At 38.1% G+C, this 12,974-nt stretch carries 8 protein-coding genes and 1 pseudogene; 6 read left to right on the forward strand and 3 right to left on the reverse strand.

The features are described 5' to 3' along the window. Positions 1-467 precede the first annotated feature (467 nt). Positions 468-1,367 carry a metallophosphoesterase gene (locus tag FJR04_RS02665; protein ID WP_168491549.1) on the reverse strand — a complete coding sequence of 300 codons (900 nt, stop codon included), beginning with the start codon at positions 1,365-1,367 and terminating at the stop codon, positions 468-470. A gap of 548 nt (positions 1,368-1,915) precedes the next feature. Here FJR04_RS02665 and FJR04_RS02670 point away from each other — a divergent pair. The 4 genes from FJR04_RS02670 to rppB all read left to right on the forward strand — a co-directional run bounded on the left by FJR04_RS02670 (position 1,916) and on the right by rppB (position 6,116). Further along, a complete protein-coding gene (locus FJR04_RS02670) occupies positions 1,916-2,827 on the forward strand; it encodes a hypothetical protein (protein WP_168491551.1) in 912 nt (303 codons plus the stop codon). A gap of 209 nt (positions 2,828-3,036) precedes the next feature. Then, on the forward strand, positions 3,037-3,729 hold the full coding sequence (locus FJR04_RS02675; RefSeq protein WP_168491553.1) for a DUF305 domain-containing protein: 693 nt from the start codon (positions 3,037-3,039) through the stop codon (positions 3,727-3,729). Positions 3,730-4,032: 303 nt separating this feature from the next. Beyond that, positions 4,033-4,719: a two-component system response regulator RppA gene (gene rppA / locus FJR04_RS02680; protein WP_168491555.1), complete on the forward strand. Its 687-nt coding sequence runs from the start codon at positions 4,033-4,035 to the stop codon at positions 4,717-4,719. Between the two features lie 11 nt (positions 4,720-4,730). Continuing rightward, positions 4,731-6,116 (forward strand): two-component system sensor histidine kinase RppB, encoded by a 1,386-nt coding sequence (rppB, locus tag FJR04_RS02685; protein ID WP_217359203.1) that lies wholly within the window; start codon positions 4,731-4,733, stop codon positions 6,114-6,116. Between the two features lie 79 nt (positions 6,117-6,195). Here rppB and FJR04_RS02690 read toward each other — a convergent pair whose 3' ends face one another. Continuing rightward, complete coding sequence (locus tag FJR04_RS02690) at positions 6,196-6,864, reverse strand: N-acetylmannosamine-6-phosphate 2-epimerase (RefSeq protein ID WP_168491557.1); 669 nt, start codon at positions 6,862-6,864, stop codon at positions 6,196-6,198. After that, positions 6,857-8,734, reverse strand: coding sequence for a GAF domain-containing sensor histidine kinase (locus FJR04_RS02695; RefSeq protein ID WP_168491559.1), 1,878 nt, complete (start codon positions 8,732-8,734; stop codon positions 6,857-6,859). Before FJR04_RS02695 ends, FJR04_RS02690 begins: the two co-directional genes overlap by 8 nt. Positions 8,735-8,910: 176 nt before the next feature. On the opposite strand from FJR04_RS02695, the gene cobN reads away from it, so the two are divergent. Together cobN and FJR04_RS02705 are read left to right on the forward strand one after the other, a co-directional pair. Next, entirely contained in the window at positions 8,911-12,762 is a 3,852-nt protein-coding gene (cobN, locus tag FJR04_RS02700) for a cobaltochelatase subunit CobN (protein ID WP_168491561.1), read from the forward strand. Positions 12,763-12,789: 27 nt separating this feature from the next. Continuing rightward, a pseudogene (locus FJR04_RS02705) lies at positions 12,790-12,974 on the forward strand (cell wall-binding protein); the annotation flags it as partial.

The raw sequence follows: 12,974 nt of genomic DNA on the forward strand, positions 1-12,974 counted from the left end.
CGGTTTTAACCGCATAGAGTCTTTCTTTTCATGAAGATTGGTTGAGATGCGCGAAGTTTTGTTATCTTTGCTCTCAATGATGTTATACTGTTCACAACAGGAATGGTAATCAACCTGTATAAAAACCTAACTGCCTAACGGCTTTTCTGGTCCTTGACAACTGAAGATATGGGTTCTATTCCATAGTTCTAGTGACTGCCCTCCGAATAGGTAAAATCTTCATGGGAGCTAGACGACACAGAATTATAAACTCAATCAAAATTTGCAGTAATGCAACTACCTTCGGGCAGAGGGAAAGTTAACGCTTGGGGAGAGAACCACCTCTGGCTTAGATACCGCAAGGGTTCTAAGTTAAGTGGACTCGTTGAACCAAGAATCTCAGTGGCTTTAGCCCTGAGAGTGTCAATTCTTTATTCTTGTTTCTGACTGGGCGCAGGCCCTGCGCCCCTACCTCCTGACTCCTTTGATCAAACACTATTTAATTTAATTACACCCCGATCAAAAACGCGGTTATTAGTACCAATACCTCTGACTTCCATTCTATCTGCGTACACATCATAAGTCGCAAAACTCAAATTACTGGTTGAATATTCTGTCCATTCAGAACGCCCAACAGGACGACTACCAGCACCAGCACCACAAGTTAAATAGGTAGTTCCATTAATAGCACGAGTGCGTTCATAGTTATGTTCATGACCATTTAGATAAAGTTGAACATTGTATTTTGTGAATAATGGAGTAAAGGTTTTAATAAAATTTTTGTTACTTCCATAATTACCAGATGAATAAATTGGATGATGTCCAAATACAACTTTCCAAGGTGCTTTACTAATGCTTAATTCCTTCTCTAACCAAACTAACTGATTTTTCCAATCTGCATTACCATTAGTATCTAAAGCAAAAAACTGGACTTGATCTTGACCAAATGTGTAATAACGTCCCTTCATATTAAAACCAGGATATTCAACTTGAGGAACACCATTATCAGTGCGAATATCATGATTACCTAAACAAGCATGAAACTTCACACCTTTTCTAAGTAAAGGTTGATATGGACGTTCAAAAACTGCATTAATTTTCTCGATTTCGCCATTATTATAGATATTATCACCAGCTAAAACTACTAAATTGTATGGATTGAGTTGATGATAAAGATTCATCGCTTTAGCTACAGAATACTGTCCTCTAACACCAGTTCCTGTATCAGCAACAGAGACAAAACGTAATAATAAATCTTTTTTAACAGGGTTAGCAGCGATCGCTGTTTCCATGAGAGAATTTCTGTTTGATAATTTCCAACCCAAAAACCCAGATGCTATGGTACTAATTCCACTTAATAACAAAAATTGACGGCGTTTAATATTCATAAGAATAGACGGTAAGTGGGAAACGAGCGCGGCTTTAGCCCTGATAGGGATGCTTCGACATGGCTCACCAGCCACGGTACAAGCGGTTTTAACCGCCTTAAATAATTTTTCATTACCGCCTTGGAGTTGGTCAATTCGGGGTACTTTTGTGATGTACTTTCAACGGGACAATTACCGATTCAAATTTTCCAACTCTGTACGCATAATGTTTTGCTCCAAAGAGCCTCCCATTTCTGGGGTAATGTTAGCTTCGACCAGTTATAAGAGCTTGTTTAGACTTGCAACACTGTTTCAGTGACCTTAAAACTGTTTAATTGCAAATGACAGAGCAGGGAACTAGCTACGCATTCCGGGGTGTCGTGACTCAAATAACGGCTACCATAAGACTACGCTCAGGGTGGTCTGGTCAGTACGGCTTGATTGATTGCTCTTACAAGCCCAGTCCCTTTAGGGCTGGGTTACTGACATTTCACAAAATGACACAATAGGGAATTATAGTCAAAATATATTTTATATGTTTTTGATTCGATAATCTGGGTAAAAGTTCCATGTCAGGAGAGAAACGAAGAAAACCAAGGAATGAACAAAAAAGTCAGTCATCACCCCAACTTGATCAAAAAAATCAGCCAATTTGGAAAACGACAATCATCCAAATTCTGCGCGGAACGATTGGTGTTTTAGAAAGCACAGTAGTAAAATTAGAGACGGAAGCGCCTACTGATACGCAGAATAAAACCAGTTTTTTGTCGCGTTGGGATAGCTTTTTAAGGACATTTCGTTTATTCTTGCCATCAAGTATATCTAACAATGTGTCAGATACGGTTTTGACAGGAATTTTTGCAGTCATTTTTGCGGTGACAATAGGGATAACTACATTTATGTTTATTCCTAAATCTACGGAAATCGCCACTGTTCCCCCTGTAGAGGAAGTTACCACACCAACTCCAGTTATAGAACCAGAAGAGACACCAACCCCAGTTGTAGAACCAGAACCGACTCCAACCCCAGTTATAGAACCAGAACCGACTCCTACTCCAGTTGTAGAAACAGAACCGACTCCTACTCCAGTTGTAGAACCAGAACCGACTCCAACTCCAGTTATAGAACCAGAACCGACTCCAATCCCAGTTATAGAATTAACACCGGAACAAAGGTTACTAGCAGCAATTGAAAATCAGTTTTCAGAAATTAGTGTTTCCGTAAAAAATACCAAAGACAAAAATATTTTTTCTCAATTAATAAAACCTATTCACGCTAATTTTCGTACCAGCGATTTAACTGTAAAAATTAGTGATATTTGGTATAGTCTAGAAAAATCCCAACAAGATAAACTAGCTGCGGATATATTAAAACGTTCTCAAGAAATTGATTTCACACATTTAGAAATTGTTGATTCTCAGGATAAATTAATCGCCCGCAGTCCATTTGTTGGTAACGAGATGATAATTTTTAAACGCTGAAATTTAATAGACGCTTGCTGACAGTGACTATAGCGCAGGGGAATCGCATTGTAAACAAATGTTAATACAACAAAACATTTCATCTTAATTTCATATTGAAATGAAAAGCTATAATTATAGTCAAACAAATAACTGAATATCTGAAACAAGTTAGGTTTGATAACTTAAGGTTTGTTCTTAAATCTTCATATTCTCAAAGAGGTAAAATTATGAAGAGTAAAAATTTGATTTATGGTTTGATTGGGTTAGTAAGTAGTAGTGCTGTTAGTGGATTATTAATTATCAGTAGTACACAAGCACAAACTCCCAATTCCGAACACGATTCTCATCATCCATCTCAACAAGCTAATCCTCCACAAAAAGAGATGATGACTCACACAGATCAGAATTTCATAGAAATGATGATTCCGCACTATCAAGAAACAGTGAAAATGGCTGATATCGCATTAACTCGCGCTCAACGTCCAGAAATTAAGAATCTAGCGATCGCTATTAAAAAAGATCAAAACCGCAAAATTGAACAACTGCGAACCTGGTATAAAGCATGGTACGGTAAAGAAGTACCCGTAATGGCTATGACTCATCAAGAAATGATGGCAAGTCATGGGAAGATGTGTCAACAGATGAAACCAGACACAATGAAAATGCCGATGAATTGTAAAATGAAGTGCATGAATATGGATTTAGAAACATTAAAAAATGCACCGGATTTTGACAAAGAATTTATTCGTCAAATGATTCCTCATCATCAAAGTGCTGTAAAAATGTCACAGATGATTGCTAAAAAAACTACCAAATTAGAAATCCGTAATTTAGCTGAGTCTATCATTAAAACTCAAACGGCTGAAATTAAGCAAATGGAACAATGGTATCAAAATTGGTATAACTCAAAACCTTTATAAACCATTGTCAAAAACCTAATCAAAAATTTTAGGGTGTTTCAGGGACTTCCAAATAAAAACGCTCAACCACCTAACGCAAAAAATCTCTCAAACTCTCTTTCCTTCGTGTTCTATCCCTGCGGGACACTCCGTGAACGTGCCTTCGTGGTTCATTCTTTCATGACTTGTGCTTAAGTTCTATAGGTAATTTATTTTTTGGAAGTCCCTCAGACTCGATAATTGAGGAAATATTGACAGAATTTCGACAAAAGTTGATATCTGAATCACCCTATCAACCATTATTATTAAGTATAAATTTTATATATGCGTTTATTATTAGTTGAAGATGAACATGATTTAGGTGTTAGTATTCATCATGCTCTTACCCAGCGTGATTATATAGTAGATTGGGCAGAAGATGGACAAACAGCTTGGGATTATCTGAATACAATACCATTAAGATATGAAATTGCAATTTTAGATTGGATGTTACCCAAGTTATCAGGATTAGAAATATGTAAAAGATTAAGAGAGCAGAAAAATCAATTACCAATTATGCTATTAACAGCTAGAGATAGCATGAATGATCGTGTAACTGGTTTGGATGCGGGTGCAGATGATTATCTTGTTAAACCCTTTGGTATGGAAGAATTATTAGCACGAGTAAGAGCATTACAAAGAAGATTACCAAATTTTCAACCACCGCAATTACAACTAGGTTCATTAATGTTAGATTATAGTAATTTTTCAGTTGTGAATTTAGCAACGGAAAATTATTCACCAATTATCCTCACAGCTAAAGAATTTCAACTTTTAGAATATTTCATGCAGCATCCTCAACAAATACTCACTCATGAGCAAATCCGCGCCAGACTTTGGGATTTTGAAAGTGATACAGTGAGTAATGTTGTGGCTGCACAAGTGAGATTATTAAGAAAAAAATTATCAGAATGTGGTTTTTCTAAAGCCATTGAAACTATGCGAGGTTTTGGTTATCGTTTTTGTGGATAATGGATAATTAAATGAACCACGAAGCAGCGAAGGACACGAAGGAAGAAAGGAAGAAGATAGGTAAAATCCAAAGTTGGATACCTAATAATTCACTATTTAATCATTCTCGGTTTAAATTAGCGATTACCTATGCTGGTGTGATGGGATCAACTTTATTAATATGTGGGTATATAGCTCATATTGTCATGATACAAGCTTTTACTCGCACAGTTGATCGAGAATTACAAATTTTGGGAAAGGTATTTGAGGATAAATTGAAACCAGAGTTAAAAATTCCTGGAGAATTATCAATTACTACTCAAAAATCTTTACCTGGAATTTGTTTTAAGCAACAAGCTTGTTTAGTAATGAAATCAGAATCAGCGGTAATGAGTTTATTAGCAGAAGGCTATTATGTGAGGTTGTTGACAACGAAAGGTGAAGCGATCGCTGCTATTGGTAATAAATTAGATGAATTTCCTGATAATATGAAAATCAATCATTCTTATGATATCAGAAATCGCCGTGGTGAACTATATCATTTACATTTGATGCCTTTAAAAATCAACAATAATCAATTGTGGGGATATTTACAAGTAGGGCGATCTGTACAACGATTAAATGATTATATGAATAGTTTACATTGGTTATTAGGATTGGGTGTTCCTGCTTCTATGATCATCATTGGTGGTGCAGGTTGGTGGTTAGCAGGTTTAGCTATGCGGCCAATTCAAAAATCATATCAACAATTACAAAAATTTACCGCTGATGCAGCCCATGAATTAAGAACTCCGATTACATCTTTACAAACAATTGTCGAAACAAATTCAATTAATCAAGAAACTCAAAAAGCACTGGAGAGACAAATTAAAAGATTAGTGACATTAACACAGGATTTGTTATTATTATCTAGATTAGAAAGTGGTTTGCAAGCAGCAAAATGGCGGCAAATTTGTTTAAATGATGTAGTCGCAGATGTAGAAGAAGAATTAATGCCAGTAGCTATGAATGCAGAAGTTTTATTATCTAGTAATATTCCTGATCAATCTTGTTTTTATATTCAAGGTAATGAAAGTCAAATTTATCGAATGTTGCTAAATTTAGTGAGTAATGCTATTAAATATACGCCTGTTGGTGGGGAAGTGAAAATTAATCTGACAACCAATGATAATCAAGGCATAATTACTATCAAAGATACAGGTATTGGTATTCCTGCTGCTGATATTCCCCATATTTTTGATCGCTTTTATCGAGTCAATGCAGATCGTTCTCGAAATACTGGCGGTTCTGGGTTAGGTTTAGCGATTGCTTTGGCTATTATCCAAACTCATAAAGGCAAATTAGAAGTCCAAAGTCATGTTGATCATGGCAGTACCTTTACTGTGATTTTACCACTAGTTTCCAAAGTAAACAGGTAATTTCAATAAAATAAGATTTTAAGAATCATTAACCGCAGATGAATGTAGATAAAGAGAGATGAGTTAGTTTTGGGCAATTTTATTTTTCTAATACGGAATGATAAGCTTTAACTAATAAATCAATCCCGGTAATTGCCCCACCAACAACAACAGCATCAGCACCTAAATCTAAGGCCTTTCTGGCCATTTCCGGGGAAGAAATACCACCTTCACAAATTACAAAAGTATCAAGATTTTCTACTATTTGGGTGAGTAATTCCCAACCGGGAGGAGCAAAGTTTTTAGTTTCTGCGGTGTAGCCAAACAAAGTAGTTCCCACAATATCTGCACCTGCATTAACGGCTAATTCTGCTGCTTGATATGTATCTACATCTGCCATAACTAACTTTTCTAAGTTTTGATGGATCAGAGTAATAATATCTACTAACTTTTCATTACGGGGACGATTTCTGGTAGTAGCATCTATAGCAATAATATCTGCACCTGCTTCAGCTACAGCAGCGGCGTGATAATACAGGGGTGTAATGTAAACATCAGAACCTGTAATTATTTGTTTCCAAAGTCCAATAATAGGAACTTGTACCTTCTCCCGCACAGCTTGGATATGACTTGGTGTATCAATCCTGACAGCTACAGCACCATTATTGACTGCGGCTTGTGCCATTGCAGCAATTACATAAGGATCATGTAATGGAGAACTTACGGGTGCTTGACAGGAAACAATTAATCCTTTTGTTAAATTAATCATGTTTAATTTTTAATTGTTTTGGTATCCAGACAGTAAAAATTGAACCCATACCCACAGTAGATTCTACTTCAATTCTACCTCGATGTAGCTCTACAAGTTGTTTAGTTAACGCTAAACCTAAACCAGTACCTTCATAACGACGACGATAGGGTGTATCAAGTTGTTGGAATTTTTCAAACAAGAGTGGGATTTTTTCTTCTGGTATACCAATACCAGTATCTTCTATTTGAAAAATAGCAGTATGATCTTCTACCCAAATCCGTAAGGTGACAATTCCATTTTCTGGAGTGAATTTAATCGCATTAGTTAACAGATTCCAGAGAATTTGTTCAACTCTACTAATATCAGCCGTAAAGTTATCTTGTGCAGGGTTAAGTTGTAAATCGAGTTGCAGGGTTACATTTTCACTTTTTGCTTTTTTTTGTAGTGACTCTAAGGTATTTTCAGCAGTTTTAACTAAAGAAAAATCTAAAATATTTAATACGGTTTTTCCAGCTTCAATTTGTGATAAATCGAGGATGTCGTTAATCATTGTTAATAAATGTTCACCACTATCATGAATGGTTTGTAAATAATTCCGTTGTCGGGGACTTAATTCACCCAATGGCCAACGTAATAATGTTGAAGACATTCCAATTACATGAGTTAAAGGTGTGAGTAATTCATGACTCATAGTTGCTAGGAATTCACTGCGGAGACGACTAGCAGCTTCAGCAGCCAGCAGGGCTTCCCGTAGTGCCATTGTCCTCTCAATTACTCGCTGTTCTAGAGTTTGTTTTTCTTGAGTAAGAGATTGCATTAACTCGGTTTGATGAATAGCGATCGCTAATTGTTCTGCTACGGAAGTTAGGAACTTTTTTTCATTTTCATGCCATTTTCTGGGGGTATAACATTGATGAGCAATTAACAATCCCCACAACTTTTTTTCAAAAATAATTGGGGCTGCTAACTTAGCTCGAACTTGATTTTTTCTTAAAAAATCTACTAAACAATTTTCTAGAAAATAGGTTTCTTCAATATCATTAACAGCTAAAGTAAAACCTTGTCGGTACTTTTCCCAACATTGAGTATTTGGCTTTAAACAATTTTTTTCTTGATAATTCAAGACTGAAGGAATATCTTCTGTAGCACAGACTTCATAAATAATACAACCTTCTGAGAGAGAAACTCCGCGAACATATTGTTGAGAATTAACTAAGATATTTTGATTTTTAGATTTAGTATATTCAAATTTATAAATTACTAATCTGTCTAATTCCAAAAACTCCCGCACTTGTGTAATTGTCGTATTCATAATTACCGACAAATCAAGACTTTTGCGAATTTGCGTGGTGACTGTATTTAAAAGTTGTTCTTGAGCTATTTGTTTTTTGAGAGCATTTTGGATAGCTTGACAAGATTCGGGGGTGTTTGTAATTATTGGTGCTGGAGAATGAGGAAGCAGATATTCTAATAACAGGAGTGTAAATTGACTTTGGAGGATGGGATCATTTGATATAATTACTCGACGATAGTTGTCAAGAGTTTGATAAGTGTGGGAATCACATTTAAATAATTCACCTAATTGCGATATAAATAAAGCGATCGCATCTACATTAAATGTCAAACTAGTATTTACTAATGAGTCTATTTCCTGTTCCCCTGCTTGCAGGTTTCCCACCAACAGCGCATTAAATCCCTCAGAAACAACCAAGTTAAATCTTTGCTTTTGCCACTCTACAGGAACTTCCACCCGTACAAGTATAGCTTCAGTCAAACTCAAAGCATCACTTCCTACTGCTTGAGCCATCTGTTGCAACAATTCCCCAAGCTGATTAAATATACTTAAAGGCAAGGTTTTAGAAAAACCCAAATCAGGAAAAACAAGCATTTTCAAAAATGTAATGAGGAGAAGAAGAAGCAGGGGCGCAGGGAGCAGGGGGCAGGGTGCAGGGTGCAGGGTGCAGGGAAAAATATTAATCTTGCTTTTCTCTCTTCTTTCTTAACTGTCACCTGTCACCTATCACCTGTCACCTATTACCAATTACCAATCACCAATTATTAATTATGCATCGTATAAGTGCCACACCAGGGGGATTGAATCAGTCAGAAGGTTTAATTTTCATCGAACAAACTCCAGCCCCTTTCGTGTTGATTACAGCAGCCGATACTGATATTCAAACCTTAGCGACTGTTGTTCCCAAATTACCTAGCCAATTTCCAGAAATTAGAGTAGCCAACCTATTACAACTACAGCAGCAAATAAGTATAGATGCTTATAGTGAACAAGTCTTAGAAACTGCCCAAGTAATTGTTCTTCGTCTCATAGGAGGAAGTTCCTACTGGGCTTATGGCTTAGAAGTCGTACAGGAAATTGTACAACGGAATGGTACAACCCTAATTGTAATGCCAGGAGATGACGGACTTGATCCTGATTTAATCTCCAAATCTACAGTTTCTAAAGAAATTGTTAATATAATTTGGCAATATTTTCAAGAAGGTGGCATCGAAAATTTCCTCAACGCTTTGCAATTTATCGCTGATACAGCCCTATCAACAGCGTTTAATCCCCCACCACCACAACCAGTTCCCCGTGTGGGATTATATGAATGGAACGGAGAAAAAGGGGAATTCTCTTCACTGTCACCTGTCACCTATCACCTGTCACCTTCTTCACTTTATCCTCAAGTGGGAATTTTGTTTTATCGCGCTCATTATTTATCAGGAAATACCAAAGTTATTGATGCTTTATGTAAATCCTTAGTAGAGAAAAATTTACAACCTGTACCTGTTTTTGTTTCCTCATTGCGTGAACCTGGTGTAGCTGAAAAATTATGTGAATTGTTTGCAGCAAAAGATGATCATCATGTTAATTTATTGATGAATACAACTAGCTTTTCTCTAGCACAATTAGAAACAGAAATACCACAAGTTGAACTTTGGGAAAAATTAGATGTCCCGGTTTTGCAAGTAATTCTTTGTTCTAGTTCCGTCGAACAATGGGAATCACAATCACAAGGTTTGACACCTCGTGATATTGCTATAAATGTGGCATTACCAGAAGTAGATGGAAGAATTATTAGCCGGGCTGTATCTTTCAAAGCCTTGCAAACTCGCAATAATAAACTAGAAACTGATGTCGTAGTTTATGAACCCGTGAGCGATCGCATTCAATTCGTTGCCCAACTTGCTGCAAATTGGGTACGATTGCGGGTAAAACCACCCCAAGAACGCCGCATAGCTCTAATTTTAGCAAATTACCCCAACACCAACGGCAGGCTTGCCAATGGCGTAGGATTGGACACTCCAGCCAGTTGTGTAGAAATTCTCAAAGCCTTAAAATTAGCTGGTTATGAACTAGAAAATACTTGTACTGAGCGACCTGTCCTGAGCGCAGTCGAAGGAAGTCGAAGTATTCCCGAAACTGGAGACGAATTAATTCAAATTCTCACATCTAGCGTTACCAATGATCCAGAAGGAAAAGACTGGAAACCAATAAATCAAAGTTTGTCAGCCGAAGAATATCAAAAATATTTTTCTACTTTACCTGCAAACATACAACAAGAAATTATTGCAAGGTGGGGATTAAACTTCGCTCAGTCTAAAGCTAGTGCAGAAAATTTTTCCCAATCACCAATCACCAATCACCAATCACCATTTCCCATTTCTGGAATTCAATTTGGTAACATTTTCGTAGGAATTCAACCATCAAGAGGATATGATCTTGATCCTAGTTTAAATTATCATGCTCCCGATTTAGAACCAACTCATAATTATTTAGCTTTCTATTATTGGGTGCGAGAATCATTTAATGCTGATGCTATAGTTCATGTCGGAAAACATGGCAACTTAGAATGGCTACCTGGCAAAAGTGTCGCCTTATCTAACACTTGTTATCCAGAAATTGCCTTAGGAGCAATGCCCCATTTATACCCATTTATTGTTAATGATCCCGGTGAAGGTTCACAAGCAAAAAGACGCGCCCAAGCCGTAATAATTGATCACTTAACACCACCCATGACCCGCGCCGAATTATATGGACCATTACAACAAGTAGAAAACCTAATTGATGAATATTACGAAGCCGAAAGTCTAGATCCTTCCAGATTACCAACAATACGCGATCGCATACAAGAACTCGTCATCAAAGAAAACCTTTATAAAGATTTAGGAATTACCAACCCCAAAGACATCGCCAACTTTGAAACCCTAATCTTAAATTCCCTAGATGGTTACTTGTGCGAACTCAAAGAAGCCCAAATCCGCGACGGCTTACACATATTCGGCCAATGTCCCCAAGGAACACAACTGCGAGACTTAATAATAGCGATCGCTCGCATCCCCAATCGCCACTCAATCGGCATTACCCGTGCCATAGCTCAACAATGGAACATAGACATAGACCCCCTCACAGATGACCTTTCCACCCCCCTCTCCGCGTCTCTGCGCCTCTGCGAGAGACTTAAATCCTGCCACATCATCGGTGATGTCGTCGAACTCCTAGAAACAGAAGCCGCCCATTTAGTAGAAGAAGTTCTCTCTGGGCGCAGGCCCTGCGCCCCTACGGATTGGATCAGCGACAAACTCCTCCCAGCCCTCCAAAAAACCACCGAAGAAACCACCAACCTCTTACGGGGACTGGATGGAAAATACGTTCCCAGCGGTGCTTCCGGCGCACCCACACGCGGCCGCCCCGAAGTCCTTCCCACAGGTAAAAACTTTTACGCCGTGGATATTCGTGCCATACCCACAGAAACCGCCTGGGATATCGGCAGAAAAGCCGCTGAAACCCTAATTGAAACCTACACCCAAGAACATGGAGAATATCCCAAAACCCTGGGTTTATCGGTGTGGGGTACAGCTACCATGCGGACTGGTGGTGATGATTTAGCGGAAGCTTTAGCCTTACTCGGTGTTCAACCTGTCTGGGATGGTGCAGCGCGACGAGTAGTAGATTTTGAAATTTTGCCTTTATCAATTATCGGTCGTCCCCGTGTGGATGTCACCTTGCGAATTTCGGGCTTTTTCCGGGATGCTTTTCCCAATTTAATTGATTTATTTGATCAAGCTGTAAAAGCGGTCTCCTCCTTAGATGAACCAGCAGATCAAAATCCCCTCGCAGATACAGTTCGCAAAGAAACGGAACTATGGACTCAAGAGGGTTTATCTTTAGAAGCAGCCCAAGAGCGATCGCAATATCGCGTTTTTGGCTCAAAACCAGGGGCTTATGGTGCTGGACTCCAAGGCTTAATCGCCTCCCAAAACTGGCAAGATGACCAGGATTTAGCCCAAGCTTACACAAATTGGAGTGCTTACGCCTATTCTTCTAATCAGGGAACAGGGAACAGTAATTTGGAAGCTTTTGAGCAACGCTTGAAACAAATGCAAATCGTCCTGCATAATCAAGATAACCGAGAACACGATTTACTCGATTCTGATGATTATTATCAATTTCAGGGTGGTTTAACCGCAGCGGTGCGTTCTCTTCAAGGTCAAAATCCCGAAACCTATTTTGGTGATAATTCCAACACATCTCAGCCCAAAGTCCGCCAACTTAAATCAGAAATTGCCAGGGTGTACCGTTCCCGTGTGGTTAATCCTAAATGGATAGCCGGAGTTATGCGTCACGGTTACAAAGGTGCATTTGAAATGGCTGCAACGGTAGATTTTCTCTTCGCTTACGATGCTACCGCCCAATGTGTAGAAGATTATATGTATCAAGGTGTCGTTCAAGCATATCTAGAAGATGCTACTGTTTGTGAATTTATTCAAGACAAGAATCCCTGGGCATTGCGTGATATTGCGGAGAGACTACTAGAAGCCAATCAGCGGGGATTATGGCAAGATGTGAACATACAAACTTTAGAAAATCTCCGCAATTTAGTTCATCAAGCGGAAGCAACTATCGAAGAAAAATAATTAATTAATTTAAGTTAGGAAACAGATATGGAGAATCTTGCGTATTTGCATTTATCCTTTGCTAATGTAGATAGTGAAAATAGTGAGTTAATATCACTCAGTTCAGCACCAAATTGGCAACTCTTTTCTAGCAGTGCCTGGCAGTACATGATTCCTCTGGTACTGACTTTATCTATCCTCAATAGCGTTAGTAGTGTTTTAGCATTGGACGC

The organism is Anabaena sp. UHCC 0204 (assembly GCF_009711975.1).
Taxonomy (GTDB): Bacteria; Cyanobacteriota; Cyanobacteriia; order Cyanobacteriales; family Nostocaceae; genus Dolichospermum.

Excerpts from the sequence above, each read along its gene's own strand:
- FJR04_RS02665 (WP_168491549.1), bottom strand. The coding sequence starts at position 1,367 with ATGAATATTAAACGCCGTCAATTTTTGTTATTAAGTGGAATTAGTACC.
- FJR04_RS02670 (WP_168491551.1), top strand. The coding sequence starts at position 1,916 with ATGTCAGGAGAGAAACGAAGAAAACCAAGGAATGAACAAAAAAGTCAG.
- FJR04_RS02675 (WP_168491553.1), top strand. The coding sequence starts at position 3,037 with ATGAAGAGTAAAAATTTGATTTATGGTTTGATTGGGTTAGTAAGTAGT.
- rppA (WP_168491555.1), top strand. The coding sequence starts at position 4,033 with ATGCGTTTATTATTAGTTGAAGATGAACATGATTTAGGTGTTAGTATT.
- rppB (WP_217359203.1), top strand. The coding sequence starts at position 4,731 with ATGAACCACGAAGCAGCGAAGGACACGAAGGAAGAAAGGAAGAAGATA.
- FJR04_RS02690 (WP_168491557.1), bottom strand. The coding sequence starts at position 6,864 with ATGATTAATTTAACAAAAGGATTAATTGTTTCCTGTCAAGCACCCGTA.
- FJR04_RS02695 (WP_168491559.1), bottom strand. The coding sequence starts at position 8,734 with ATGCTTGTTTTTCCTGATTTGGGTTTTTCTAAAACCTTGCCTTTAAGT.
- cobN (WP_168491561.1), top strand. The coding sequence starts at position 8,911 with ATGCATCGTATAAGTGCCACACCAGGGGGATTGAATCAGTCAGAAGGT.